The 25,362-nt window shown below is 40.1% G+C and carries 30 protein-coding genes, 1 pseudogene and 1 other annotated feature; of the genes and pseudogenes, 6 read left to right on the top strand and 25 right to left on the bottom strand.

Annotated elements, in window-relative coordinates; all coding sequences use genetic code 11:
• Window positions 1–80: 80 nt before the first annotated feature.
• From RT761_RS00140 to RT761_RS00210, 15 genes are all read right to left on the bottom strand, one after another.
• A complete protein-coding gene (locus tag RT761_RS00140) occupies window positions 81–575 on the bottom strand; it encodes a peroxiredoxin family protein (RefSeq protein WP_218112075.1) in 495 nt (164 codons plus the stop codon).
• A gap of 11 nt (window positions 576–586) precedes the next feature.
• Window positions 587–1,144, bottom strand: coding sequence for a thermonuclease family protein (locus RT761_RS00145; RefSeq protein WP_218112076.1), 558 nt, complete (start codon window positions 1,142–1,144; stop codon window positions 587–589).
• Window positions 1,145–1,165: 21 nt separating this feature from the next.
• On the bottom strand, window positions 1,166–2,821 hold the full coding sequence (locus RT761_RS00150) for a thioredoxin domain-containing protein (protein ID WP_218112077.1): 1,656 nt from the start codon (window positions 2,819–2,821) through the stop codon (window positions 1,166–1,168).
• 158 nt (window positions 2,822–2,979) lie between these two features.
• Window positions 2,980–3,384 carry a universal stress protein gene (locus tag RT761_RS00155; RefSeq protein ID WP_218112078.1) on the bottom strand — a complete coding sequence of 135 codons (405 nt, stop codon included), beginning with the start codon at window positions 3,382–3,384 and terminating at the stop codon, window positions 2,980–2,982.
• A gap of 14 nt (window positions 3,385–3,398) precedes the next feature.
• The gene (arsB, locus tag RT761_RS00160; RefSeq protein ID WP_218112079.1) at window positions 3,399–4,487 is read right to left on the bottom strand and encodes an ACR3 family arsenite efflux transporter; all 1,089 of its coding nucleotides are present in this window, start codon (window positions 4,485–4,487) and stop codon (window positions 3,399–3,401) included.
• Between the two features lie 60 nt (window positions 4,488–4,547).
• Entirely contained in the window at window positions 4,548–4,916 is a 369-nt protein-coding gene (locus tag RT761_RS00165; RefSeq protein WP_218112080.1) for an ArsR/SmtB family transcription factor, read from the bottom strand.
• A 113-nt stretch (window positions 4,917–5,029) separates the two neighbouring features.
• Complete coding sequence (locus RT761_RS00170) at window positions 5,030–5,626, bottom strand: hypothetical protein (protein ID WP_218112081.1); 597 nt, start codon at window positions 5,624–5,626, stop codon at window positions 5,030–5,032.
• A gap of 21 nt (window positions 5,627–5,647) precedes the next feature.
• On the bottom strand, window positions 5,648–6,349 hold the full coding sequence (locus RT761_RS00175) for a cytochrome c biogenesis CcdA family protein (RefSeq protein WP_218112082.1): 702 nt from the start codon (window positions 6,347–6,349) through the stop codon (window positions 5,648–5,650).
• Window positions 6,350–6,352: 3 nt separating this feature from the next.
• Window positions 6,353–7,282, bottom strand: coding sequence for a thioredoxin family protein (locus RT761_RS00180; RefSeq protein ID WP_218112083.1), 930 nt, complete (start codon window positions 7,280–7,282; stop codon window positions 6,353–6,355).
• The gene (locus tag RT761_RS00185) at window positions 7,283–7,744 is read right to left on the bottom strand and encodes a thioredoxin family protein (protein ID WP_218112084.1); all 462 of its coding nucleotides are present in this window, start codon (window positions 7,742–7,744) and stop codon (window positions 7,283–7,285) included. It lies immediately after the preceding gene.
• Entirely contained in the window at window positions 7,741–8,079 is a 339-nt protein-coding gene (locus tag RT761_RS00190) for a DUF6951 family protein (RefSeq protein WP_218112085.1), read from the bottom strand. The genes RT761_RS00185 and RT761_RS00190 overlap by 4 nt, the downstream gene beginning before the upstream one ends.
• 2 nt (window positions 8,080–8,081) lie before the next feature.
• Window positions 8,082–8,330, bottom strand: a complete 249-nt coding sequence (locus RT761_RS00195; RefSeq protein WP_218112086.1) for a 4Fe-4S dicluster domain-containing protein — start codon at window positions 8,328–8,330, stop codon at window positions 8,082–8,084.
• 16 nt (window positions 8,331–8,346) lie between these two features.
• The gene (locus RT761_RS00200; RefSeq protein WP_218112087.1) at window positions 8,347–8,583 is read right to left on the bottom strand and encodes a thioredoxin family protein; all 237 of its coding nucleotides are present in this window, start codon (window positions 8,581–8,583) and stop codon (window positions 8,347–8,349) included.
• A gap of 15 nt (window positions 8,584–8,598) precedes the next feature.
• Window positions 8,599–9,612, bottom strand: coding sequence for a permease (locus RT761_RS00205; RefSeq protein ID WP_218112088.1), 1,014 nt, complete (start codon window positions 9,610–9,612; stop codon window positions 8,599–8,601).
• Entirely contained in the window at window positions 9,613–9,888 is a 276-nt protein-coding gene (locus tag RT761_RS00210; protein ID WP_218112089.1) for an ArsR/SmtB family transcription factor, read from the bottom strand. It abuts the gene before it with no gap.
• Window positions 9,889–9,973: 85 nt separating this feature from the next.
• On the opposite strand from RT761_RS00210, the gene RT761_RS00215 reads away from it, so the two are divergent.
• Window positions 9,974–10,147, top strand: coding sequence for a hypothetical protein (locus tag RT761_RS00215; protein ID WP_218112090.1), 174 nt, complete (start codon window positions 9,974–9,976; stop codon window positions 10,145–10,147).
• Here the strand turns inward: RT761_RS00215 and RT761_RS00220 are convergent.
• The 6 genes and pseudogenes from RT761_RS00220 to RT761_RS00245 form a co-directional block, all read right to left on the bottom strand.
• Complete coding sequence (locus RT761_RS00220; RefSeq protein WP_218112091.1) at window positions 10,140–10,958, bottom strand: phosphate ABC transporter substrate-binding protein; 819 nt, start codon at window positions 10,956–10,958, stop codon at window positions 10,140–10,142. The genes RT761_RS00215 and RT761_RS00220 overlap by 8 nt on opposite strands.
• 317 nt (window positions 10,959–11,275) lie before the next feature.
• Window positions 11,276–11,896 carry a phosphoribosylanthranilate isomerase gene (locus RT761_RS00225; RefSeq protein ID WP_218112092.1) on the bottom strand — a complete coding sequence of 207 codons (621 nt, stop codon included), beginning with the start codon at window positions 11,894–11,896 and terminating at the stop codon, window positions 11,276–11,278.
• On the bottom strand, window positions 11,859–12,680 hold the full coding sequence (locus RT761_RS00230; protein ID WP_218112093.1) for an indole-3-glycerol phosphate synthase TrpC: 822 nt from the start codon (window positions 12,678–12,680) through the stop codon (window positions 11,859–11,861). The genes RT761_RS00225 and RT761_RS00230 overlap by 38 nt, the downstream gene beginning before the upstream one ends.
• Before the next feature lie 15 nt (window positions 12,681–12,695).
• Complete coding sequence (trpD, locus tag RT761_RS00235; protein WP_218112094.1) at window positions 12,696–13,736, bottom strand: anthranilate phosphoribosyltransferase; 1,041 nt, start codon at window positions 13,734–13,736, stop codon at window positions 12,696–12,698.
• Window positions 13,723–14,305, bottom strand: a pseudogene (locus RT761_RS14245) (anthranilate synthase component II). Before RT761_RS14245 ends, trpD begins: the two are co-directional and overlap by 14 nt.
• Window positions 14,302–15,717, bottom strand: a complete 1,416-nt coding sequence (locus tag RT761_RS00245) for an anthranilate synthase component I family protein (protein WP_218112095.1) — start codon at window positions 15,715–15,717, stop codon at window positions 14,302–14,304. Before RT761_RS00245 ends, RT761_RS14245 begins: the two are co-directional and overlap by 4 nt.
• A 35-nt stretch (window positions 15,718–15,752) precedes the next feature.
• Window positions 15,753–16,006 (bottom strand) — a binding site (T-box leader).
• A gap of 302 nt (window positions 16,007–16,308) precedes the next feature.
• Between RT761_RS00245 and RT761_RS00250 the strand changes: the two genes are divergently transcribed.
• A complete protein-coding gene (locus RT761_RS00250; RefSeq protein ID WP_218111242.1) occupies window positions 16,309–17,571 on the top strand; it encodes a hypothetical protein in 1,263 nt (420 codons plus the stop codon).
• 494 nt (window positions 17,572–18,065) lie between these two features.
• Here the strand turns inward: RT761_RS00250 and RT761_RS00255 are convergent, their stop codons facing one another.
• Entirely contained in the window at window positions 18,066–19,520 is a 1,455-nt protein-coding gene (locus RT761_RS00255; RefSeq protein ID WP_218111299.1) for an IS4 family transposase, read from the bottom strand.
• A gap of 190 nt (window positions 19,521–19,710) precedes the next feature.
• Here RT761_RS00255 and RT761_RS00260 point away from each other — a divergent pair, with 190 nt between their 5' ends.
• Window positions 19,711–21,078: a TrpB-like pyridoxal phosphate-dependent enzyme gene (locus RT761_RS00260; protein ID WP_218112096.1), complete on the top strand. Its 1,368-nt coding sequence runs from the start codon at window positions 19,711–19,713 to the stop codon at window positions 21,076–21,078.
• 288 nt (window positions 21,079–21,366) lie between these two features.
• Here RT761_RS00260 and RT761_RS00265 read toward each other — a convergent pair whose 3' ends face one another.
• The 3 genes from RT761_RS00265 to RT761_RS14340 form a co-directional block, all read right to left on the bottom strand.
• The gene (locus tag RT761_RS00265) at window positions 21,367–21,927 is read right to left on the bottom strand and encodes a methyltransferase family protein (RefSeq protein WP_218112097.1); all 561 of its coding nucleotides are present in this window, start codon (window positions 21,925–21,927) and stop codon (window positions 21,367–21,369) included.
• 47 nt (window positions 21,928–21,974) lie between these two features.
• Entirely contained in the window at window positions 21,975–22,637 is a 663-nt protein-coding gene (locus tag RT761_RS00270) for a class I SAM-dependent methyltransferase (RefSeq protein WP_218112098.1), read from the bottom strand.
• 242 nt (window positions 22,638–22,879) lie between these two features.
• On the bottom strand, window positions 22,880–22,972 hold the full coding sequence (locus RT761_RS14340) for an ATP-binding protein (protein ID WP_218113377.1): 93 nt from the start codon (window positions 22,970–22,972) through the stop codon (window positions 22,880–22,882).
• A gap of 454 nt (window positions 22,973–23,426) precedes the next feature.
• On the opposite strand from RT761_RS14340, the gene RT761_RS00280 reads away from it, so the two are divergent.
• The 3 genes from RT761_RS00280 to RT761_RS00290 all read left to right on the top strand — a co-directional run bounded on the left by RT761_RS00280 (window position 23,427) and on the right by RT761_RS00290 (window position 25,144).
• Complete coding sequence (locus RT761_RS00280) at window positions 23,427–23,666, top strand: hypothetical protein (protein ID WP_218112099.1); 240 nt, start codon at window positions 23,427–23,429, stop codon at window positions 23,664–23,666.
• Between the two features lie 63 nt (window positions 23,667–23,729).
• Window positions 23,730–24,089 (top strand): hypothetical protein, encoded by a 360-nt coding sequence (locus RT761_RS00285; RefSeq protein WP_218112100.1) that lies wholly within the window; start codon window positions 23,730–23,732, stop codon window positions 24,087–24,089.
• 35 nt (window positions 24,090–24,124) lie between these two features.
• Complete coding sequence (locus RT761_RS00290) at window positions 24,125–25,144, top strand: DUF1214 domain-containing protein (RefSeq protein WP_246465254.1); 1,020 nt, start codon at window positions 24,125–24,127, stop codon at window positions 25,142–25,144.
• Window positions 25,145–25,362: the final 218 nt, after the last annotated feature.

Consider the following 25,362-nt stretch of genomic DNA (forward strand, 5'->3'; position numbering starts at 1 on the left):
GTAAAAAAACTATAGAGAAATTCTAACATCTATATCTGTCCCAGTTAATAAAGAAGTTACAGTTATAAATTTGCTCATTTTTATAAAATCTCATTAATGTATTGTTCCAGTCCGCTTTCCGAAAGAGATTGAGCAATTTGACGAGTGATTTTCCCCTGACGATTGATAAAAACATTATGAGGGACACTCCACACGCTATAAAGATCTGATACCGTTTCATCTTCATCATCCTGAAGAACCAGGTATTGAACCCCCTGAGATTGGACGAATTCAGCGATACCGGCCCGAATACCAATCCCGATAACCATTAGCTCTTCACTGTCAGCGTATTTTTGATGAACTGAATTCAAGTGAGGAACTTCACTTTTACAGGCAGGACAATTGGACATAAAAAAGCAAAGAACAATGGGCTTTCCTAAGTGATCACTCAAAGTAAAAGATTGACCGCTTAAATCCAACAGAGTAAAATCCTTTTCCATTCCCGGAGTTGGAGTCGGAGGATTGGGAATACAACCGGTAACCATAAATATCATAATTATACTACTCAGCAGAATAATAAAGAGTTGTCTTTTCATGTTTCATCCTCCTATCGTTCACAACTGGGACAATCGTCCCCAGAACTACCTGATGGTTTTGCTTGAATAATTTCTTTTTCAGCCCATAATCCTTTTTTTTCTTGTTGCACTTGCTCTTGTAGATAAAGAAGGTGGTTGACTACGTTTCTGCCTGCGGTTTCGGTGTCAACTACGGCTAATCCTTCTCGGATAAGATCTTCATTGATAATAAGAAGCTCATCTTCATTATCACCACAGGAACAATATGAATAAAGATACCCAACCCAAATAGCTTCATCTTTGGTGTGTCCTAAAGCAAATCCGAATGACAGCCCAGGTCGCTTTATTAATTCACGAAGATAATCCTTGAGTTGTCGGGCCGTTAAGGCTTGGGATAAAGGTGGTTTAATTCCTGCCAACTTGATGCGGACCTGAGAATTACCTTTTGAACAACAGGCTTCAGCAACGACTATATTGGGTCGAGGTGCTCGAATAATAGTCACCGGGATGAGTCCGTCCTGAGCAAAACTCAACTCACCAAAAGTCACAATAATGAATAAAAAAAATATAAACATAATTTTCCACTTCAATTGATATAACCTCCTTTTCTCTTAGGACAGAGCACTTTGCCAAAGTAAAATACTTAAAACAATAAACAAACATCCCATGGCTAACTTGGAAAAGAGAATGTTTTTCCGACCAAAATTGACCAAGGCTTTCGATTGACTGCCGTAGTAGACCCCAAAAAAAACCACCAGCAGAGGAATAATAAAAAAGGTATTATAGAGGAGCAAAAAGAAAAAAGCTCGAAGTGAAGTGCTTTCTCTGGCTATATACATAATAGTGGGTAGGTAAATTTGGCCGGTACAACCCGCCTCCAATAATGAGATGACAAAACCGCTGAAAATAGCAGCCACGATTAGTTTCTTTTCCGAGAAGCTTTTTTTTAAATATTTATTGATTTTAATTCGAAACGATTTGGGAAGTCCCATTGAAAATTCAGTTTCTTTTTTATCTTTTCGATATTGGATAGCATCTTTGATACTCAGAATGGCAAAGATGATAAGGACTGAAGCCATCACTCCATAAATCACTCGGGATATGATCTGATAAGCTGAAAGAGTTTGCCAAACGTGAAAAATCCCTAGTCCCATTAAGAAATAAGTAAAAAAAACTGAAAGACTGTACGCTATTCCAATCTCAAAAATTCGCCGACGAGTATGCCCGATAGCCATTAATAAATTCACCATAAAAATGATGGTGGCAAAAGCACAGGGGTTGAGGCCATCTAAAACTCCCGCTCCTGCCACCACCCATGGGGTGAACCCTTTAAAACGATTGAAAATAAGATCTTCGATCTTCCCAGTGAATTCAGTTTGTATTCCTTTTCTTTCTTCAGCAGAAAGAACCAGGGTTTTCTGTATTAATTCTTCGACTTGTTCGTTGATGGTTTTTTCATCTTCAGAAGCGATATACCCAGCATCGGAAAAAATCTCGACTGAGGTTTTATGCTCCACCTCCCAGGTTTCTTCCAAAAGTACCATTTTTTCATAATGCGCTGCAATAACATAATCTAAATATACAACTTTGATTTGATCTTGATACTTTTCAAAGACAGGAGGAGTCACATCATTTTTTAAATGACGGCAGATCGGACAGCGTGAAGAAAAGAAGAAATAAATAACTGGTTTTTCGGGTATATCAATGTTTTGAATAAAGTTTTCGGATATTTCATCACGGATAATCCACTCGGTTTTTTCTTGAAATACTGTAAACTGATCTCTGATAAATTGAGCATTCTTTTCAGTTATAACCATGAGGATCTGATCCGGATTTTCTTTCTCAATATTTTCCCGAACCAAATTAACAAAAGATAAATCAGGTGAATCGTTCGTCCAATTCAATATTCCTAAAACATGTTCATTTTCTACATAAAAAAATGAAGGTAAAACTCTTAAATCTCCTTCTTCTATGTTCCAATCGGAAACAACTACCAGAAAACCATCAATTTTCATTGAGGATAAGGTTTTCAAGTCTTCAAGGTAAGGAAGGATCACAACATTATCCGGTTTATCAAGAGCTGTTTTCCAGTTATCACTCGTTATAGAGTGCATACCCAGATCAATGAACAATTTAGGCTTTACTTGATCAAACTCATCTAATGGAATTCCCCGTCCAAAGACGGTGGTTTCAAAAGCATAGGCTATGTTCAACCCAAGTAAAAAAACCAATAAAAAACCTAAAAGAAAAATGAAGCCCTTCTTCATACTTCAACACCTCCATTAAAAAATGGTAATACTATCACCGTCTTCGTCTCATGGGAAACTCATTTCTTTTTCATGGAGAACTCTCAGTTGTTGAAGAGAATATCAACCGAGCATTCAGGTGGTTATAGTTCATAGCTATAGTACTCAAATCATTCAGTTTATGCACAGGGAAGTACCAACACTGGAATTTTTGACCGTTGGGTTACCGATTGAGCTGTGCTTCCAATAATCAGTTCACCGATGGTCCCCTTCTCTCTTTTGGGGATGACTATAAGTGAAGCCTTTTCTTCCTCGGCAAAATGAACGATTTCAGGAGATGGATTACCGATGGTTACAACCGTTTTAGTAGATATGCCAAGATTTTCAAACCGTTTTCTTTCCTCTTTGAGCTTTGTTTCATCATGAATCCGGAATGCTTCCATGCTCATGCCAGCGGTTCGAAAATCGACTACATGAGCCAGGACCACCTCCTTCACCCCCAAACATCGAAATTCTTCCACACAGTGAATGAACTGCTTAGAAGGAGCTGAAAAATCGGTGGAAACTAAAACTTTCTCGAACATAGTTATCACCTTCTTTATTGTTCATTTGAAGGCACAAAGGCTGGTTTAACAGCTTCTATAGCTTTCGGAAACCAGTGCTGGGTTCGGTTGGCAATATAGACCAAGCTGAGCATAATCGGCACTTCTACTAGAACTCCGACTACGGTTGCGAGAGCAGCACCAGAGCTCAACCCAAAGAGAGAAATAGCAACTGCAACAGCCAGTTCAAAAAAGTTACTGGCACCAATAAGACCCGCTGGGGCAGCTACTGCATATTCCAATTTCCATTTTTTAGCCCATAGATATCCAATAAAGAAAACAACGTAAGTCTGAATAGTCAGAGGAATGGCAATTAACAGGATGTGAAGGGGCTGTTTGAGAATAACATCACCCTGGTAAGAAAAAAGAAGAATTAAAGTGAGTAAAAGCCCGATGATAGTCCACGGTTTCAAACTGGGAAGAAAATTGGCTTCAAACCATTCCAATCCCTTTTTCTCAACGAGTTTTTTACGGGTGTAATAGCCTAAGGTGAGCGGTATCACCACAAACAACACCACCGAAAGGAGTACCGTATCATAAGGGATTTGTATTTGGGCTACACCAAGCTGAAAAATAACTATGGGAGCATAAAGAAACAGAATGATGATATCATTAATAGCCACCTGTACCAGAGTATAAGCCGGATCGCCTTTAGTTAGATAGCTCCAGACGAAGACCATAGCGGTACAAGGAGCTGCCCCAAGAAGGATAGCTCCGGCGACATATTGACTTCCCAGGACAGGACCAATGTAGGGAGCAAAGATATATTTTAAGAAAAGCCAAGAAAACATGAGCATTGTAAAAGGTTTGATGGCCCAGTTAACAATAAGGGTTATAACCAGCCCTTTGGGTTTTTTTATTGATCTCTTGATACTGGCGAAATCGACCTGCAACATTATTGGATAAATCATCAGCCAAATGAGTATGGCAACTGGGATCGATACCCGACTGACTTCTAGTTTGGACATTGCCTTAGGAAAAACGGGTATCCACTGCCCTATCATAACCCCTAATAGAATACAGAGAGCAACCCACAGAGTAAGATATTTTTCAAAAATACCTAAAGAACGGTCCTTTTCTTTCATTAATGATTCTCTCCCTTTTCAACCTGTGATTACCCAAACGATAAGTTTAATGAATTACTTTTAATCGATTGCTTTGCTCAATTTTTTTAATTGTTCATAGCTCATTCCATTCTTTTTGTGCTCAATGTATTTTTTTTGGTCTTTTTTGAAGGGATTTATTTGGTTCGACTGTCCATTGAAAATATTATTGAGAAATGGGTATTTTCTGATAGTTTCCCTATCAACCCGATAATTAACCCATTGTGATTTTTTCTCTCGTTGGATAAGACTGACGCTAAATAGCTTATTAAGATGTCTTGATACATTTGATTGGCCCATTCCTAAGATGGTTTCAATTTCACAAACACATAACTCTTCTTGGTTTAAAAGGTGCAATATTCGAAGACGATTTTCATCGGCAATCGCTTTTAAAATCTGAACTAACTTCACTTTTTTCCTCCAATTTTTATATGATTATATTTAAATATAATCATATAAAAAAACTTAGCTTTTCTCTTCCATTTCAACTTTAATCATATAATTTTTTCTTGATGGTTACTCAATTAACTGAGATCAAAAATATCTGTGTCCTTTAGAATCTGCACCTTGCCCACAAGAATCATTTTCTCGCCTGTCAAATTTTCCCCATAACGATCTATGAGTTGACTGGTAGCAATATTTTGCATTTTTGGGTCACAGACTACCTCAATCAGTATTTTACCCTTCTCATTGGGAAAACCTGGAGTGATTCGAAAGGAGGCAGTAAAAGAACCATTCTGGACTTCAATGGTTTTGTGGAGGTTGAAGGTTGTTTCAGGATTGGTTTTGAGTGTTACAACGGGACGAGTTCCGGAAGGTAAATCGGTAATTCCATTTATTCGGTACCGGTCATCTTTAATAGTAAATTGCGTGATGTTCAGAACTGAATAATCGACCATTGTAATTTTTGACGAATTGGAACTTTTTTTGATTCCAGAAGGGGAGTTCGTATCCGGAGATGATGGGTTTGATGGAATGGTCGGTTGGCTGATATCGGGAATGGAATTATCGACTGGCGGAGTTTGGCCGCAACTACAGGCTTTGTCTTCTGCGTTACTCCAGGCGCTGAATATAAAAATACCGACAAAAAGAATAAGAACAATCAAGATCGTTTTTTTCACTCTTTATCTCTCCTTAATATATTAGGGTGCAGTATAAATAAGATATAAACCACCAAAAAGAACTAAAACTCCACAGACTTTCTTTACGATATTCGCTGCCATTGAGGTTTCATTCCAGCGCAGATATTTTTGAACACTTTGAGTAAAGGTTCCGGCTAAAACAATCACCGAACAATGCCCTATTCCATACGTAATGAGAAGCCCAGCGGCCAGCAAGGGAGTGGTTTCTCCCACCCGGAATGTTGCTCCCAAAACCGGTGCCATATAAGCAAAGGTACAGGGTCCCAAGGCTATCCCAAAGAAAAAACCGAGGAGAAAGGCTGCCATTGTTCCCGTTCCCCTGGTTTTTTTAACTTGAGCTGGTCCTCCAAAATTGAGGGGGATGACATCGAGCAGGGAAAGGCCAACAATGAAAAAGATGACGGCAACAATATAATTTCCATATCCCCCAATATCTCCTGCCATTCGCCCCAAGCTGGCTGTGATAATACCGATGATAGCAATAGTGGAAAGAATGCCGAGGGAGAACCAGGTGCTAATCCAAAACGCCCGATTCAGGGTTAATTTCCCCTGCTGAGTGATAAAGCCGACAATAAGGGGAATACTAGCGAGATGGCAGGGACTTAAAAGAATGCTTAATATTCCCCAAGTCAATGCTGCAATCAGGGCAATCGTTGCACTCCCTTCAATGGCGCTGGTCAGGGTAGTAAACAGTTCACCCATGGGTTATCTGACCCCCAGCTCGGTAAGCTTATTAAGAATCTCTTCTTTCGAGAAAAATCCGGTATGGCGAAAAACTTCTTTGCCTTCTCGGTCGAAAAAAACCTGGGTTGGAATTCCCGAGATTTGGTAGCGAGCGGAAAGAACTTGATAAATCCGGACATCGGTGAATAGGATGGTGCATTTTCCCTTCAGGCTGGTTTGAAGCTCTTCAAGAATTGGTGCCATCATATCACAGGGAACACAGCCACTGGCACCAAAATCAATTATGACTGGAAGTCCACTCCGGCGCGCTTGATCCACCGGATTATCAAAGGCAGTTTCTGATTGTCCCTTTACCCAGATAGTATTGACTTCAATTTCTAGTTTTTGGCTTAAATTTCCAACATAGGTATTAATAAACTCTTGTTTCTTCTGGCCAACGAGATACTGAACAACAAACTCGCGGACATCACTAAATGGAGTATCTCCAAACATGTCATAATTGAGATCATAAAAAGCTTGGGCTTCTTGGTCAGAAACAGTTAGGTCTGGAGGTACCAAACTTTCCAGATAGAGTCGAAAGAGTTCATCCTCGTTGGGGTTATTCGATCGGATATTCTGGTTTGACATCCATTTTTTTGCTTCCTGAAGAAGAATAGGATAAAGAGCAGCTTGCTCCAGAACGTAGAAGGCGTTTCTTTTTAACTGTTCCTTGAGTTCAGGTTCTGATTGAGCAATTTTTTCATCAACTTGTTTTTGATTGATGGTGATGTCTCCAGCTTTCAAAAGAATATCCTCAGGGAGGGTTGTTAATCGTGCATATCGGAGGGGACCTGAGCTCAGACCCAGGTAGACCTCTTCGATAGTAGGACCTTTTTCTTCAGAGAAAACCGTCAATGAAAAAATAAAACAGCAGGCTATAACCAATATAAGAATTCCTGGAATCTTGTTCATTTAATCCTCCTTATTTAAACTCATCTTTAATTCTTCAAATTTTTTAAGGATTTGGTCTTTGGGGATAAAGCCGATGTGCCGAAACACTTCTTTTCCTTGAGCATCAAAAATAATTTGAGTTGGGATTGACGATATCGCATACTGCTGAGATTGTTTTGGATCTTTCCAGACATCAATAAAATCAACCTGAAGCTGCCCGGAATATTCACGGCGGAGTTCTTCGAGAATCGGCTGCATCATTTTACAAGGAACGCATTGATCGGCTCCCAATTCCAAGAAACGCGGTAGATTTGTCTCATTCGCTCCTGAAGCCTGGATTAATTCTTCGGCTAGTTCAGTTTCAATGGTTTGCATGGTTTGAGTTTTTTGACCTATGGCACGATTTTCCTTCAGATAAAAGGTTACGATCACCGCTAAAATAAGAAGAGCGACAATAGTCATCTTCCCAAAAAGTGATTTCATAGTTTCCCCTCCTCAGTTTTAAACTCAATGGTTGCTGAAGCAGGAAGAGCCAGATGAGTGACAACTTGCATGACTTTGTAAATACCGGATGGAACAATACAACCACTGCAGCATCCTTTTAGGGTTTTTTGTACTGCTTGATGGATCATGCCCTTAAATCCTTGTCCAATTTCGGTATAGGCATCAACTTCAGGGATAAATTCATTCAACATCTGAATCGTTTCACAGGGACTTATGATTTTCAGTTGAACCATTTGCTCATCGCTTGATTGAGCTTCTACCATCGTAATAAACCCACATATTCCAGCGTTGATTTTTGCCTGAATTTTTTGCATATTCATCCCCGGTACTGTCTTAAAATTGAAAGTGGGGGAAAATGAATTGCTTCGCTAGAGCACTGAGGATAACAGCCGGTACACCCCACAATACATTCATAGGGATGAGCTACGATGGGTCGACTTTCGGCTTGATTCCATTCGTAAACTCCATGAGAACAGAATTTATAACAGGTTTGGCATCCGGTACACTGCTCAAAATCTACTGAGGGATACCAGGGAATTTCTTCTCGTTTTGCTTTGAACTGCATAACAATCTCCCTCACCCTATTGTAATTGAAACCATTCTTTAAACTGAGCTTCAGTGGGAGTTTTTCCCTCGCTCTTTTTTACTCCGTCGATGAATACCGCTGGGGGCATAAGAACCTTGGCTTCCAAAAGTTTTTCGAGGTCGTCAATGTATTCAATTTCAGCTTCAAGGTTGTTTTTCTCGATAAAGGATTTGAGATTTTGATAGAGAAGGTTGCATTTTTTGCAACCAGCGCCTAAGACTTGAACTTTCATTGTATTCACTCCTTTTTAAAAGATGAGTTCATAGACTGAACCGGCGAGAGCAGAAAACAGAATGACTAAGATGATATAGGTCATTCCTCGTTTTAAACCCATGATCCGGTTGATGAGGATCATACTGGGGAGGCTTAAAGCCGGACCGGCAAGGAGAAAAGCGATAGCCGAACCGGAACTCATTCCCATTTCGATGAGACTCCTGGTAATCGGGACTTCGGTGAGAGTGCTGAAATAGAGAATAGCACTAATAACAGAAGAGAGGATATTCGATATAAAGCTTTCTGCTCCAAACAATTTCACAATGACCGAAGCTGGCACGAAGACTTTAAGCGCAGATGCAACAAATACTCCTACAATCAGAATAGGAAAGATTAGTTTAAAGAGACTCCAGGATTCTCGGTACCAGTTTAAACGTTGCTCTTTTGTAAATAAGAGATACCCTATCCCGAACGCTGCCACCATTAAAATTCCTTTATATAAGTTGGGACCTACCATATAAATTGCCACTAAAACGAATATGACCAGCAAGCCTTTCCAGGGAATGCTGGCTTTCGGAGGATTCTCGGTCATGTCTTGGGTGGTCTCACGGACCCGGGCTTTTCCAAAGAGGAAATCCATAATCAACCCAACTCCAAAAGCTAAAATCACCGCTGAAAGTGACCGAGCCCAACCGATGGTTCCCAACATGGCCGCTGAAATAAAGATGGCAGCAGTATTGATGGCTGGTCCGGAATAGAGAAAGCTGGTGGCTGGACCGATTCCTGCTCCAATTTTGTACATGGAGGTAAACATCGGGAGGATCGAACAGGAACAGACCGCTAAGATGGCACCGGCAACTGAGGCAACGCTGATGGCGATCCATTTATTAGCACCCGGGCCAAAAAATCGCAAAATGCTTTCCTTATCAAGTAAGGCTGCAATTGCTCCTGAAATCAGAAAAGCCGGCATGATTCCCAGCAGAAGATGCAAGGGATCGAGATAGGTTAGAATGGTGTTGAGTCCTTCCCGTAAAGCAGTTTCCCACATTTAAACCCGCTCCCTTTCATTCTTAACCATATCTTCAGCCAATTCAATGATTTCCATGATGCGTTCATCCTTGATATGAAGAATTTTCATGACTCCCCTCTGTTCAATCTCAACCAGACCAGCTAAAACCAGCTCCCGGACATGACGGGAAATCGTGGTTTTGTCGATGGGCATGCTTTTTTCAAACTCACACTGACAAAGTGGTTCCTTTGCAATCTTCTTTAATATCTCAATTCGCCAGGGAGAAGAAAGGGCTTTGAATACCTGATCAATCATACCTATCACCTGCTTATTTCTTTATTGCATTATTTTACAATATTACAATATTACAATAATTTTGTCTATATTGGAATTGGATTTTATGAAAAAAATGAGGAGAGAAGATGAGGGTGAAAAAACATATGGTAACACAATTTTATTAGCTATCCAGTCGATTATAGGAAAAAGTGTATCGTTGCCAGGTATATTGGCAATGACCGGCTGGTTAGATATGTTTTCGATTCTTCTTAACCAGCCGGTTAGGTTCCCTATTTAATACGGATGAAACCTTCTTCTTCAACAATAGTCTGACCTTCTTCGCTAAAGAAGTAATCAATAAAATCCTTGGTGACTCCCTGGGGAATATCGGGAGTATACAGATAAAGCCCACGACTGATGGAATAGCTCCCGTTAAGAGCATTCTCCTTGGTAGGTTCAACTCCGTCTAAAAGAAGCCCCTTGACTTGATCAGTTACATATCCCAGCCCAACATACCCAATAGCTTCGGGATTATTCCCAACTTCATCCAGAATTGCCCGATTAGAGGCAAGCATTAAAACAGTTGGTGCCAATTGATCTTTTTTCAAGATATGTTCATTGAATACTTCGAAGGTTCCAGAGTTGGTATCACGGGAAATAACCACTATCGGTTTATCTTCTCCGTTGAGGTCTTTCCAGTTGGTGATTGCTCCGGTATAGATCTGCTTCAGGGTGTGACTGTCGATTTGGTTCATCATGGTATTGGCAGGGCTCACAATGACCGTGATGGCATCCTTGGCTATTTCAAATTCCTGGACAGAGAGACCTTTGGCAACAGCTTTATCCAATTCTTCGGCTTTAATCTTTCTTGATGACATGGCAACGTTAGCTATTTTGTCAATTAGGGCAGCAATACCTACTCCAGATCCACCACCACTTACTGTAATATCGACTTCGGGATTCTGATTCATGAACTCTTCAGCAATAATTTGCATAATGGGAAGAACAGTGGTTGAGCCAGAAACATTCAACTTTTCTGCTGAAAAAGCAGAAAAAGCAAAAGAAAAAACCGCCAGAAATATAAAAATAAACCTAATCATTTTTTTCATTTTTAATAACCTCCTCTATGTGAATTCATATTGAAGAAATTGTAGTTTTAAATTGTTAAAGAAGTATTGAGGAAATATTAAAGTTTTTTAATATTTTAAAGAGACCGCAACATTCTTAAAATGTCGTTCCTTGATGTTATATCTTTAATTAAGAAAGTATCTTTAAAGGCTCGATTGAATCAATTTGTTGAAAATAGTTATGGTAATTTAAGAAGGGAACGAACATAAAAAGAATCTAAAAAGGAGGATTACCTGAAACAGGGAGAGAAGTTTTTCCCAATTCATTTAAAATTACAAAAAATTGATTTTTAAAAAACTTACACCATATTCAACCTTTTAAAAAGTAAATGAACTTTTTGGGCATCTTTTTCCCCGGGAGATGATTCAACTCCACTGTTCACATCAATTCCAAAAGGTGTGGTGATATCGAGACATTTTTGAATATTATCCGGTGAAAGGCCACCAGAGATAAGAAAAGGTTGCTTGAAACGTTCAATTCCCTTAAGAAGCTTCCATGAAAATGGTTGACCGGTTCCACCATTTTTTCCAGGAACAAAAGTGTCAAAAAGAAAATAGTCGGATACCGATTGATAATGTTCTATTTGAACTAAATCCAATTTATTACCAATTCGAAAAGCCCGAATAACTCCTCTCCCTAATTTAGCGCAAAAAGAGGGCTCTTCATTCCCATGAAGCTGGACCATTGAAAATCCACAATATTCCCTTATTTGCTTTACTGTCTGAATACTTTGATCCTGAAAAACTCCAACCGGAATGATTCGGTTTGGAAGATAAGAAATAAGTTTTTTGGCGAAATCCGGCTTTACATATCGTGGGCTTGTTTCTACCTGGATAAATCCTAAAGCCCAAACCGGATAGTTGATAAGAGCGAATATATCCTTAAGACGGGTTATTCCGCAAATTTTTACTTGAGGCATGTTTTTTAACTCCTTTTAACTCGCGAAGAGCTTCTCCTGGTTGAGAATGGAAAAGTAAATATTCACCAATTAAAAAATGGTTAATACCCAGGTCCATAAACTGTTGAAGATCTTCCCGACTTCGAATTCCGCTTTCACAAACGATCGTAATTTGATCTGGTATCTTAGGCAAAAGAGATTCAGTGGTATGAAGCGAAACCTCTAAGGAAGTAAGATTGCGATTGTTGATTCCAATAAAATTAGCTCGGGCTTCTATTGCCTTTTCAAGATCCTGCTGGTCATGTATTTCAACCAAAGGAATAATGTTTAGCTGTTCACAGAGGTGAATAAATTTTCGGATTTTTGATAAAGAAAGAATCTTTACAATTATGAGAAGAGCTCCAACTCCAAAGTAGGCTGATTGATAAATTTGAAAATCATTTATAACAAAATCTTTACGAAGAACTGGAAGATGAGTATTCTGAATAACCATTTTAAGCAAAGTAGTGTTCCCTTTGAAATATTTTTCTTCAGTCACGACCGATAAAGCTGACGCTCCTGCTTTTTGATATTCGGATAAATAATAAGGAACCGCTTCGGGACTGATAATCGATCCTCGAGATGGAGACCCTAATTTAATTTCAGCAATGATTACTGGTTCATTTTTTAGATTAAAAAGGTTTACCCATGGATTTGATTGGTACCTGGCTGTTGCTATAATAGCTTCGATTTCTCTAAAATTATAGGGTTGAACTCTTTTTAAGCTTTGCTTTTTTTCGGATACAATTTGTTCTAATATATTCATTTTCCTTCTCCTTTTTTAGTCGTTGAAAGATTGATTGAAAATAATGAGATTTTGTATCTTTTTATAGGCTTCCCCGGATCGAATAAGATCTTCAATATTTCGATATATTTCACCAAGATTTTTCTCAGGATATAACAGCCAAACTAAAAATGCAGTATTCAAGATAACAGCTCTTCCCAATGTCTCCTTGGTTTTTTCCCCTTGAAGAAGTTCATGAAAAAGGTGGACATTTTTTTCTGGATTTCCACCAAATAGACCGTTTATTGAATTCACTTTGAGACCTACCTGTTCAGGTGAAAAATCCCAGGTCTGTATTTTCCCCTTCTCAATAAGAGCCATCTTGGTAATTCCACAGATGCTCACTTCATCAATACCTGGCTCGCCCCAAAACACTAATCCTCTTTGAATGTTTAAATGAAGGAGCGTTTGAGCAACCAAATCGACCAGGTTCGACTTGCATACTCCAATAACCTTATGGGTTATCGGAGCTGGGTTGGTTAGTGGACCCAGAAGATTAAATATAGTTGGAATGCCTAGCTCCTTTCTCACCTGTTGAACTGCTTTCATGGCTGGATGATAGAGAGGAGCATAGAGAAAAGCAAAACCGGTCAGATCAAAAAATCTTTTCATCTTATCAGCTGGAAAATTAATTTGAAATCCAAGAGCTTCTAAAAAATCGGCACTCCCACAATTGCTGGTAACCGATCGGTTGCCATGTTTAATGACTTTTAGTCCCATAGCATAAGCTAAAAGCGCTGACGCTGTTGATATGTTAAAGGTTCTTTTCCCATCGCCACCAGTGCCACAATTGTCTATCACCGTTATTTTTTGTGTAATCGGAAACGGAGTAGCTTTTGCTCTCATAGCAGAAGCAAATCCAGCAATTTCCTGTGGTGTTTCACCTTTTTGACTGTAAGCGAAAAGAATTGCTCCAATTTGAGAGGCAGAAAATTGATTTTCCATCAAATTCATCATCAACCGATAGGACTCTTCAAAATCATAATGCTGTTTTTCCATTAAATAATTGAGGATTTTTGGAGTTTCAGGATTTAACATATTGTATCTCCAAAAAATTGCTTAATATCATTTTTCCAAATGGAGTGAGAATTGACTCTGGATGAAATTGAACACCAAACACTAGGAAAATATTATGTTCCAAGGCCATGATTTCATGTTCACTTGACCAGGCGGTTACTCGTAATGAAGGAGGAATGCTTTCGGTTTGAACAATTAAAGAATGATAGCGACCAACTTCAATTTCTTCAGGAAGACCTTGAAACAATCGGGAAGAAGCGAGGTGAATCGAAGATTTTTTTCCGTGACAAGGTTTCTTCGCTTTAACTATTCGCGCTCCAAAAACGTACCCAATACATTGATGGCCAAAGACACACCCCTAATATAGGAATATTAGGTGCAAAACGACTAATAACATCATTACAAATCCCCACATCAGTAGGGTCCTTGGGACCTGGAGAAATCACGATACGATCCGGTTTTAAAGTTTGAATTTTCTCCAGGGTTATCTCATCGTTACGACAAACCATAAAATCATCTTGAGTAATTTCTCCGAAATACTGAACCAGATTAAAGGTAAACGAATCGTAATTATCGAGGATTAAAATCATTTTGATCCCTCCCCTTCAGCCATCTTCAAAGCTCGAATCATAGCTTCGGCTTTGTTCCGAGTTTCTTCATATTCACTCATCGGATCTGAATCATAAACAATACCCGCTCCAGCTTGAACACTTGTTATACCTTCTTTAAAAAAGAGACTTCGAATTATAATGCAAGTGTCCATATTTCCATTATCTCCTACATACCCCAAAGCCCCGGCATAAGGACCACGTGCGTATGGTTCTAAAGATTCAATAATTTGCATCGCTCTGACTTTGGGAGCACCACTCACTGTTCCAGCGGGAAAACAAGCTTGTAAAGCCTTCCAAGGCGAACAGTTATCTTTCATTCGACCAGAAACCTGAGAAACGATGTGATAGACATGGGAATATCTTTCCACGTTCATGAATTCTTCAACCTGTACAGTTCCGGGAAGACAGATTTTCCCAATATCATTCCGACCAAGATCAAGCAGCATGATATGTTCAGCGTTTTCTTTTTCATCATTGAGAAGTTCTTGAACAATTTCTGTTTCAGGTCGTAACTGTGAACGTTTTCTGGTTCCGGCAATCGGTTTAGTGGTTAACTTCCCCTTATCAAGCTTGACCAGCATTTCTGGAGATGATCCAGCGATTTGAAAATCTCCGGCATCGAGATAAAACATATAAGGTGAAGGATTTAACGATCGAAGACAACGATAAGCCAAAAAGGGGTCACCTTGAAAAGCGGCAGAGAATTTTTGTGAAACAACTGTTTGCGAAACATGCCCTTCTTCGATTAATTTTTTGACCTGTTCAACAGCTTCAAGAAAATCTCTCTGAGAAAAATTCGATTGGATTTCTCCTTTGAGTTGAAAAGAGGTATTTACATTATCTCGTTTTTCCTCCAGTGAGTTAAATATATCATCCATCCAGGTTTTGGCTTGAAGATATAACTCTCTCTTCCCAGCAGGAACCACCTGAACTGCCCCTACAGTATGGCGAAGGTGATCGATATACAGGAAGCGATGGACTGTAAGAAAATAGGCTAGTGGATAGTCAAGAGGTTTTTGTGGAACGGTCTTTTCCCAAGTTTTTACCGCATCGTAACTTAAAAAACCAACTGCCCCACCAAGGAAGGGAATCTCTGGTTGAGGATAAATACGTTTTTGCGGATACTTCTCTTCCAATGAGTCTATCAAATTATCTTTAAAACTTAATCGAATTTCCTCTTCAGGATCGATGATGAGAAAAGAGAACCTTCCCCATACCTCTCCTCTTTCTGCGCTTTCCAATAGAAGCACTGGTTTACAATCTCGAAATGATTCAAATAATGAAATAGGTGTCAATCGATCAAGCAGTTTTTCACGATAGATTGGAATTGAGTCATACCCCTCTTGGGATAAGCTCATAAAGGTTTCTTGGTCCGGTTGTTGTCTCGCCATAAAAGAATGCCTCCAATAAAAAAGCCTTCATCCCTTAAAGAGACGAAGGCTTTATCCGCGGTGCCACTCTTTTTAACGGTATACAAATACCGTTCACTCATCCAGGTACAGGATTTCTCCGATACCCTGCTTCACATACCGGTGAAGTACCGTTTCCACCTACTTGCTTAAGCTTTCGAGGAACTGCTCCGAGGCCCATTCATTTTCTTCATGCCACCAGGCTCCCACCTCGTCCCTGGCTCTCTCTGGACATGATCGAAAAACTACTCTTCCTCATCATCGCATTATTTATTTAATTTGAAGTATCAAAACATATGAATTATATTTTGTCAATACCTTAAATAGTAACTGTCATTTAAGTTTTAAAAGTGCACTAAATTAAAATTTAAAAGTGCACTAAATTGTAATGGGTAGATCATTATTACCATATAAATATTTCGTCGTCGGCTGGTGGAAACTGTGGGCAACTCGTTTTAAGAGTTGTCCAAGCGATGGGGATAATGATCCTTTCTATTATCCCCATCAGCGTCAGTATCCACCAGAGCCTCCTATGATATAGACTTCTTTTTAAGAAGAAGGAGGTCGAAATCCATGGGACAACAACTTCATAAGCGATTTTCCACTGAAATGGTTCAATCCTATTTGGAACGATATCTTGATAAGACCCTTGAGCTTTCTTATCTTTTAGATATCCTCGGTATTAAAAGAAGACGGTTTTTCCAGCTCCTCAACCGGTATCAGACTGATCCGAAACATTTTTCTCTGGTGTTTCCCAGGGAAAAACCACCTCGAACCCTTGCTCCCGAGATTGAAATCAACATCTTTAACGAACTGGCTCTGGAAAAAGTCCTGATCGTGAATCCCGACCTTCCCATTCGAACCTACAACTATAGTTACATACAAGATGAACTCTTTCGGAAATACCAGCAAAAAGTATCTCTTCCCACCATCATTAACCGGGCGAAAAAACATGGCTTTTTTCAAGAAAAACCACCCAAAAAAACTCATGACCGGGAAGTCCTCACCCACTATATCGGAGAACTCATCCAACATGATTCCTCCCATCACCGCTTTTCACCCAGTGCCGAAGACAAGTGGTATCTTATCACCAGCTTAGATGATTATAGTCGGATGATTGTCTTTGCCCAGTTCGTCTTAAGGGAGACCAGCTGGAACCATATCCAAGCTTTAGAAACCGTCTGGCTGCGCTACGGCTTTCCTTATTCTTATTATGTCGACAATCACTCGATCTTTCGTTTTGTTCAAACCCGGGATAGTTTCTGGAGAAAACATCAACGTCTCACTGATGAAATCAATCCCCAGTGGAAACAGGTCTTAGATGAATGCCGGGTCAAGATCGCCTATGCTCTTTCACCCCAAGCCAAAGGCAAAATTGAAAGACCTTTTCAGTGGTTGCAGGATCGCATTGTTCGGACCTGTTATCGGGAAAACGCCACTACCATTGAAGAGGGACAACAGATCCTCAATAATGAAATGAATCGCTATAATTATCATCAGGTTCATAGTACTACCGGAGAAATACCAGCGCTCCGGATGGCAAAAGCTTTCGAGCAAGGAAAATCACTTTTTCGAGAATTTACTCTTCCGGTTCCTTTCCAATCTACCAAAGATATCTTCTGCTTACGAGCGGAACGGGTGGTGAATCCCTACCGGAAGATCTCCTTTCAAAATGTTGAATTCAAGGTTCCCGGGGTTCCGATCCGGGAAAAGGTTCAGCTCCGTATTGTCCCAGATGACGAAATGAACCTTGCTGAAATTCGTTTTTGGTATAAATCCCAGTTGGTGGGAATAGAAAAGATAAAATGTTCGGAATTAAAATTAGTGCAATTTTAAAACTTAAAAGGTGCAATTTTAAATTTTAGCTAACATACCTTAAATAGTAACTTTTTTAAAATAATCTTGATGTATTATTTTTATCAATACCTCAATAAAAACCAGCTTCTATTCTGTAAATATTGTGAGGAGTGAGTTGTTAGTAGTAAATTGAAAGAATTTCGCTCTCACCTCTACCTTCTCCCATTTTTCCAGTTTTCCTTTTCCCGGGCGAAAAAGGATTAAAGTGAGGGAGGAACTTAGATCTTTCATTATTGCCTTAATTTTAAAACACTAAACCTGGTTTTCAATCAGAACTTACACCTTCATCCTCATTTTCTCCTATGCTACTTTTTATTCTTACCTGGAGCTCAAAAGTGGCATGAAAGTCCTCCCTGATTTGAAAATTTTCAATTTTTCTGTTACCAGAATGAATAAAATTTCATAATAAAAATACTATTCATAATCATTGAAAAACGGCAAAAAAATAACAAAAACGGTTTTACTTAAAGATCTCAACTTTCGCAGTTCAATAATAGCACTTTTTCTCTCAACCATGCTGGAAGACTATTTACAAAATAGATGAGTAGCTCTTTGACTTTTTCTTCTGAAAGGACAAGAATCTGTTTGATGGTCGTCTTCAGGAGCTCAAGAAGAAGAGTGAGTGCTTCCATAAGAGTGATATCCTGAATTTCATCATAGCAGGCATAGAAAAGCTCGCCAAAGGTTCGGGGATCGGTGTTTCTCCGGGCAATAACCGCGAGCATGATATAGCGGATAAAGACGATACTGGTATGGGATACCAGAGCATCATAGGATCGAACCTGAAATTCCCGAGTGAGTTTCAAGACCGATTTCACCATCTTGAAGAAAACCTCGATATCCCAGCGTTTCCCATAGAGGGTGACGATCTCGTCTTCAGAAAGAGACAGATCAGTTGAAAGCAGTGCCAACCATTGAGATTTTTGTTTTTCACTTCGGACAAAGACAATCCGAGCTAAAAGTGGTTTCCCAGTGAGATTGAGATTCACGACACCCGATCCAATGATATTGCCGTGTGGTCTTTTCTGAATTCTGGTGAAAAGAGAGGAAAGAGAAAGAACTTTTCCACCAAAAGAATAGTAAATTTTTGGGGTGTTTTTGAGCATGCACACCACTGATAATCCGCGAAGAGCACATTTGCGGATGAGGGCTGGAAAACTGAACCAACTATCAAAGAGAATAGTTGAGACCAAAGGACAGTGTTTCAAGGCTCCATCCAGGAGGTTGAAGAAGACATCTGGAGCTTTTTCTTGGGATTCTTTCCGAAGACGAGCTCTTTTGTTTCGTCCATCAACGGAGGCATCCATGGGACAGAGCTGGTTTTCTTTTTGGTGAGAACTTAACAATGAAAAAGCAAAGGGAATGAATGTAGCACCATCGGTGAGTCCTAAAGTGAGCATTCTGAAACCCCGACTGAACCGTCCTTGGGCGTGATCATAGAATCGAGAGAGCCCTTCAACTTTCAAGCTCCGAGGCCGTTCATAGGGGGAATCATCCACCACCCAGGTGTAGCGTTTCAAACTGGTAAAAGGAAGGAGCGCTTCAGAGACTACTTTGGTACTCAAAAGAAAGAGCAATTTTCGCCAGCTCCCACTGGTCTTGTGGAGGAAACGGTAAAGAGTGTCTTTCTTTCCTTGGAAAAGGGGATGTCGAGATTGGAGAAGACCAGCAACGTTTTTCTGAGTAAAGACTAGGAGAAAGATCATCTGAAAGACGTCTTTGACTGGGAACCCTTTCTTTTTGTTCATATGGCATTTTCGAAACAGTTGGTTCACTTTAAACTCCTTCATAAAGGAGGAAAACATGGGTAACAAGGTCCTTTCATTTTTCAAATTTTCTGGTAGGATAGTCATGAAGACACCTCTCTCTTTGTGGTGATTGGTTTTTTTCCTTAAGTCAATTCTACCAGAAAGGAGGGGTGTTTTCATTAAAAAACCCTTTAAAATCAAGGTTTTTCAGCATTTATTTTAGTGCGAAAGTTGAGTTAAAGATATTAAAATAAGAAAAAAATTTGATACAATGAATCATCGAATCAACAAATTAGGATTCTTTTAGTACCAACATTGTTAAAAATCCGTTGATTCCAAAAGTTCAAATTCTAATTAAGGAGGGAGAAACATGGAAAGATCAATGTGGTTTCTTGATCAAAAAGATATGCCAACACAATGGTACAACATTCAGGCTGATTTACCTGAGCCACTACCGCCTGTCTTGCATCCAGCCACTGGCAAACCAGTAACATCTCAGGACCTCGCACCTCTATTTCCTATGGAGCTTATCAAACAGGAGGTCAGCACTGAAAGATGGATTGACATTCCACAAGAAGTCCAGGATGTTTACCGAACCTGGAGACCAACTGTTTTGTATCGAGCTCGTCGTTTGGAAAAAGCCCTCGATACTCCAGCCAAGATCTTCTACAAGTATGAGGGTACCAGCCAAGCAGGAAGTCACAAGCCAAACACCGCCGTCGCCCAAGCTTATTACAATAAAAAAGAAGGCATTAAACGTATCACCACTGAAACCGGAGCTGGACAATGGGGGAGTGCCTTAGCAATGGGTTGTGCCTTCTTTGGTATTGAATGTAAAGTCTATATGGTCAGAGTGAGTTACGATCAGAAGCCCTATCGTCGGATCTTGATGGAAACCTGGGGAGCCAAATGCGTTCCAAGCCCAAGCCCGGATACGAAAGTCGGCAGAGACATGTTGGCCAAGTGGCCGGATTGTCCTGGCAGCCTCGGCTTAGCTATTAGTGAAGCAGTAGAAGATGCGGTTAACCGTGATGATACCCATTATTCTCTGGGAAGCGTTCTCAACCATGTCCTCCTCCATCAAACCATCATTGGAGAGGAAACCAGGAAGCAGATGGAAATGGCAGATGCCTATCCTGATATTATCGTTGGTTGTATCGGAGGTGGATCCAACTTTGCCGGACAGTTTCTGCCATGGATCCGAGATAAAATAAGCGGTAAGAAAAAGGACCTTCGCATTATATGCGTCGAACCAGAGTCTTGCCCAACTGTAACCAAAGGCCTATATGCTTATGACTATGGGGATGTGGCCGGTTTTACCCCATTACTCAAGATGTATACCTTGGGACACAACTTCATCCCCCCACCAATACATGCCGGAGGATTACGTTATCATGGAATGGCACCAATCATTTGTCATCTTCATCGGTTGGGATTCGTCGAGGCTCAAGCGGTGCACCAGACTGCCATTTTCGACGCAGGAATTATGTTTGCCCGTACCGAGGGTATTATTTCCGGCCCAGAACCATGTCATGACCTCAAGGTAGCAATTGATGAAGCCCTAAAATGCAAGGAATCGGGGGAAGCTAAAACCATTCTCATCGCTCACAGCGGGCATGGCCACTTTGATCTTGCTGCTTACGATGCCTACCTCTCGGGTAAATTAGTAGATCTTGCCTATCCTGAAGAAGAAGTGAGAAAAGCCATGGTCGAACTTCCCAAAGTCGCAACTGAATAAACTGCCAAAGAAAATTTATGGACACAGTTTAAGAAATAATGTAAAAAATCAATCGCTGACATGAAAAAAACCAAGCATCGTGTTTGTCCACGATGCTTGGTTTTTAACTTATATGAGGTTGCATCGTGTTTTTTTTAAAGATAATGAATCCTCTTGATCCTATAAAATTTTAAATATAATTTGAAAATCAGAATTAAACCTACTAAACTAAGAACTCTTTTAGCCTTCAAATGCTATCCTCTACTAGGCAATTCAATCTGTTTTTATAAGAAATACACTTTATCTGGATTACTTTTTTCTAAAAAAGAAATTCCACATTGGAATTTTTTCTGCATACTTTCGATACCGATCGCCGAATTTTTTTATATTGTAATTCAATTCCATTCGCGCTGATATCCAAAAAAAGAATATTTCTATTCCTCCAAGGACTAAAGAAAATATTGATTGGAAAAGGAAAATGAGAGCTAACGACCAAAGAGCCATTCCTAAGGTCATGGGTTGACGAATGATACCATATATCCCTTGATCAACAAACTGGGTTGTTCCGTATCGGTCCGAACCTATTGGGTTTCCCTTGGATTTGAGCATCGTCATTGACGTGAATACGAAATATATCGACGGAGCAAAGAAAACATAGCCAATAATTTTGAATAATTCAATGTCACCATGTTTCCATACCTGTAAAGGACCAAGCGTAATTTCAGTGATCAATAAGGTAAAAATGAGTCCAAACCCAGTGTGAATGAAAAATTCGTTCCATATCTTTTTCTTAAATCCTTGGTAAATAAACTTGCCATTGATTATCCAGATAAAAAATATTAAAACTAAACACAGGATAATATTAAACATTCAAATAACACCTCTTTTAGAGAGAAAAGAAGTTTTTAAGATAAATTTTATTTTACTTTCCGACCGATAACTGATAATCCAATAGGATCCTTTTTTACTGAAGTTGGTTGGAGTTGAGATTCTTGCAGGATATCAATAATTTCTTTAAGGGTATAAGAGGCCTGGATTGAGGTGATTAACCCTGGAATTATTTCTTTTGGCTTGGTCGACCAGATCAGAAACCATCTCAATAGCAGATTCATATCTCTCCTTAAATCACCTATGAAATAGAGGCCTCCCGGTTTGAGTACTCGGTTAATTTCATTGAATACTTTTTGGGGTTCTTCCCATTCATGGAGTGATCCACTACTGAAAACAGCATCATACATTTCGTCCTCAAAGGGCATACTCAAAGCGTTTCCCAATACGTAGGATACTCTTTGATACAGCCCATACTCTTGAGCATTTTTTTCCGCAAGCTGAATCATATCGGGGCTTACATCAAGAGCCATAAGCTGGGTATTTGAAGTCTTTTTGAGCCACTCTAACCCTAAATAACCTGGTCCTGGCCCAACTTCTAAGGCTAATCCTTTGTCGATTCCAGATTTGATGATTTGAGAGGTTTCCATCCACCCTTTATCTCGCAGCCGTTTCATCATTTGGTCATAAACAGTTACGTTGAGTTCTCCTTGAATTCCCTGATTTGTCTCAATAATTCTCGTTTTAGTCAATTTAGAGTTCCCTCCTTCTTTTATGACCATATTATACTCAATAGTCTTGGGTCACTTTAGATTTTCTTAGGAAAATAGTTACGTTTTCTCCTTTCATGAGCTTCAATCAGCCTAAGCCTATCTTCCCACCGGCAAAGGTTTGAATGACTTTTTTCATCTCCAGGGATAAGAGAACTTTGTAAAAGCGGCCGGAATCCCAGCCAGTTTTGGTTAATAGTTCTTCAATATAACAACCAGAAATATCACCATCCATATAAAAAAAGACCGGATAATCGGCTTCGATAGCGGATGATTTGAGAGGTGGAACAAGTACAGGTTTTCTTGGTATCACCCAGGAAGCCACAGGGACACCCGTGTGGTTAAAAATGCGAATGAATAAAACCGTTTTGTTGTGCGGGTTAGCACATGGTACATAATACAAAATAGGAGGAAACATCTTATGATACAAAAAATCTTACAGTCTTACCTTTCCCGGATCCAGGCGAACGCCTACTGAATTGAGAAAGCTTTGGAAAAAGGAACGGAGAGCGAGTATGAGAAAGTTATTATTAATAAGTTGGCAAATATCGGGTATCTGGCAGATCAAGCGATTAGTGATTTGACGGAAGATCAAAATTAAGAAAAAAAGATCCTCATTCATTATAGGAATAAAAGATTGCTAAAAAAATACAACAAAAAGGACCCAGATTGTAAAAACAGTCTTGAAAATTTCTTTTTAAGAGTAGAAAGAAAAAATGATATTTTTGAACTGGGGAAATTGAGATCTCTCAGCTTTCGTTCGTGATAGGAATGAACTTCTTTCATTTTGTTCTGACAGCAGCGGCAGACTGGGTCATAGCGATTATCAGAGTGGATGGTCACAGTGACCAGTCGTTTTTCTTGATAAAAGGTTTGGTTGATTACCTTCACTCGACAAAAATCAAAGAATGGATTAAGCTGTATCTGGGACATCGCTTTGCCTCCTCTGGGTTGGTTTTGCTGATACAAATCCTGTATCCAGAAAAGCAAGCGGTGTCTATTTTTATTTAACTTTTCAATCAAGTATTTTGGAGAAGTACCAAAAAGAAATAATATTTTAAGGAGGGAGTCCTAATGATATTAAAGCACCTGATAACAATAGCCTTCGTTGTATTCATCATGACTATCATCATCTGCTTAGGAACCATCGCGTCCGCTGAAGTTAGACAAGAAGTCCTTGATTCCATTTCAACGCCAAACAGAGTGGAAACAAGTATCGGAACGCTCGAGTTCTTAGATGGTGCTCCAAGTCAGGAAACCGCTCAAAAAGTGTACGATTTCCTCGACACCATGCGAGGGGTAGATACCTTCCTAAAAGGCATGCCCGGCGCCTCAGTCGGTGCCATGATCAAAGGGATTCACGAAGTCGGCGCCGTAGAGGCCCACCAAGTGTTGATCTTTGACAAGCTCTTGGATTCCCCTCCCTGTTTCTAACCGGCAATGCCGCTACCATTTATGCTGCAATCACCCTGGATCTAGAACGGGATGGTCCCACAGTGTTGGAAACACCACCCGGTACGCTCGGAGTGTTCAATGATGCTTGGGGGGGGTACTTGCAGGATATTGGATTTTTTGGTCCAGATCAGGGAAAAGGGGGGAAGTATCTTGTACTCCCTCCTGATTACCAGAGTGAGATTCCCGATGGCTACTTCGTGGTACCGTCCAAAACTTATCGGGTCTTGTCATATATACGAGCTTTTATTGCCGAGGGACTCGAAGCGGTAACTCAATACATCAAAGACCAACTGCGCATATATCCTTTGTGCCAAAAAGACAATCCACCGGAGATGGAATTCATCAGCGGGTCAGGAAAATCGTTCAATACCATTTTCCCTAACGATTACACCTTCTACGAACATTTGCATCGGGTAATAGATGGAGAACATATCGGGATACTCGATCCCGAAACCCGCGGCTTTTTTGCCTCCATCGGAATTGAAAAAGGGAAACCTTTCGCACCCGATGATCGGATGAAACAGATCCTCACCGATGCCATTAAAATCGCCAATGCAACCGCCCGATCAATTGTCTGGTTTCCTCGAACTAAAGGGACCATGCAGGGTATTCAAATTTATCCCGACACCGACAGTGCCTGGCAAATGTTATACGTGGATAAGAATGTGTTCTTTAACGGTCAAGATGGGCAGACCATGAATTATGATGCTTGGGCCATGTTCTACTATCCTTACGTCGGAGTGACTCCAGCACAGGCGGTGGGCTTACCAGGAAGGGGATCGGATTACGCTATCGCCTATATCGATTCAGAGAAAAACCCCTTTGATGGTTCGAAGACTTACCAATTACACCTGCCCCCCGATCCACCGGTTGAAAATTTCTGGGATCTAACCCTCTATGACAACCAGACCCGTTCCATGCTTCAAACCAGTCAGGCGTTCCCCACGGTTGGCAGCCAGACTGAAGGGCTTCAGAAGAATGATGATGGCTCCTACGACATCTACTTCGGTCCCGATCCCCCCCGCAGGGTATGAACATAATTGGCTGGAGACCATTCCCGGCAAAGGCTGGTTTGTGATGTTGCGCATGTATGGTCCGCTCGAAGCCTGGATCAATAAGGAATGGCGTCCAAGCGAAATCGAGCTGGTCAAGTAGACTCAGGTCGAAATAATCAGGTTTCTTAATAGATAAATAGATAGAACTTCCTTCGAAGAAGTTCTATCTATTTTTACCCAATAATTTTTATCATTAC

The organism is Atribacter laminatus, from assembly GCF_015775515.1.
Classification (GTDB): Bacteria; Atribacterota; Atribacteria; order Atribacterales; family Atribacteraceae; genus Atribacter; species Atribacter laminatus.

Coding starts and splice junctions, on each gene's coding strand:
- RT761_RS00140 (WP_218112075.1), bottom strand. CDS start 575: ATGAAAAGACAACTCTTTATTATTCTGCTGAGTAGTATAATTATGATA.
- RT761_RS00150 (WP_218112077.1), bottom strand. CDS start 2,821: ATGAAGAAGGGCTTCATTTTTCTTTTAGGTTTTTTATTGGTTTTTTTA.
- RT761_RS00155 (WP_218112078.1), bottom strand. CDS start 3,384: ATGTTCGAGAAAGTTTTAGTTTCCACCGATTTTTCAGCTCCTTCTAAG.
- arsB (WP_218112079.1), bottom strand. CDS start 4,487: ATGAAAGAAAAGGACCGTTCTTTAGGTATTTTTGAAAAATATCTTACT.
- RT761_RS00175 (WP_218112082.1), bottom strand. CDS start 6,349: ATGGGTGAACTGTTTACTACCCTGACCAGCGCCATTGAAGGGAGTGCA.
- RT761_RS00180 (WP_218112083.1), bottom strand. CDS start 7,282: ATGAACAAGATTCCAGGAATTCTTATATTGGTTATAGCCTGCTGTTTT.
- RT761_RS00185 (WP_218112084.1), bottom strand. CDS start 7,744: ATGAAATCACTTTTTGGGAAGATGACTATTGTCGCTCTTCTTATTTTA.
- RT761_RS00190 (WP_218112085.1), bottom strand. CDS start 8,079: ATGCAAAAAATTCAGGCAAAAATCAACGCTGGAATATGTGGGTTTATT.
- RT761_RS00195 (WP_218112086.1), bottom strand. CDS start 8,330: ATGCAGTTCAAAGCAAAACGAGAAGAAATTCCCTGGTATCCCTCAGTA.
- RT761_RS00200 (WP_218112087.1), bottom strand. CDS start 8,583: ATGAAAGTTCAAGTCTTAGGCGCTGGTTGCAAAAAATGCAACCTTCTC.
- RT761_RS00205 (WP_218112088.1), bottom strand. CDS start 9,612: ATGTGGGAAACTGCTTTACGGGAAGGACTCAACACCATTCTAACCTAT.
- RT761_RS00210 (WP_218112089.1), bottom strand. CDS start 9,888: ATGATTGATCAGGTATTCAAAGCCCTTTCTTCTCCCTGGCGAATTGAG.
- RT761_RS00215 (WP_218112090.1), top strand. CDS start 9,974: ATGAAAAAAATGAGGAGAGAAGATGAGGGTGAAAAAACATATGGTAAC.
- RT761_RS00220 (WP_218112091.1), bottom strand. CDS start 10,958: ATGAAAAAAATGATTAGGTTTATTTTTATATTTCTGGCGGTTTTTTCT.
- RT761_RS00225 (WP_218112092.1), bottom strand. CDS start 11,896: ATGCCTCAAGTAAAAATTTGCGGAATAACCCGTCTTAAGGATATATTC.
- RT761_RS00230 (WP_218112093.1), bottom strand. CDS start 12,680: ATGAATATATTAGAACAAATTGTATCCGAAAAAAAGCAAAGCTTAAAA.
- trpD (WP_218112094.1), bottom strand. CDS start 13,736: ATGTTAAATCCTGAAACTCCAAAAATCCTCAATTATTTAATGGAAAAA.
- RT761_RS00245 (WP_218112095.1), bottom strand. CDS start 15,717: ATGGCGAGACAACAACCGGACCAAGAAACCTTTATGAGCTTATCCCAA.
- RT761_RS00250 (WP_218111242.1), top strand. CDS start 16,309: ATGGGACAACAACTTCATAAGCGATTTTCCACTGAAATGGTTCAATCC.
- RT761_RS00255 (WP_218111299.1), bottom strand. CDS start 19,520: ATGAAAACACCCCTCCTTTCTGGTAGAATTGACTTAAGGAAAAAAACC.
- RT761_RS00260 (WP_218112096.1), top strand. CDS start 19,711: ATGGAAAGATCAATGTGGTTTCTTGATCAAAAAGATATGCCAACACAA.
- RT761_RS00265 (WP_218112097.1), bottom strand. CDS start 21,927: ATGTTTAATATTATCCTGTGTTTAGTTTTAATATTTTTTATCTGGATA.
- RT761_RS00280 (WP_218112099.1), top strand. CDS start 23,427: ATGAACTTCTTTCATTTTGTTCTGACAGCAGCGGCAGACTGGGTCATA.
- RT761_RS00285 (WP_218112100.1), top strand. CDS start 23,730: ATGATATTAAAGCACCTGATAACAATAGCCTTCGTTGTATTCATCATG.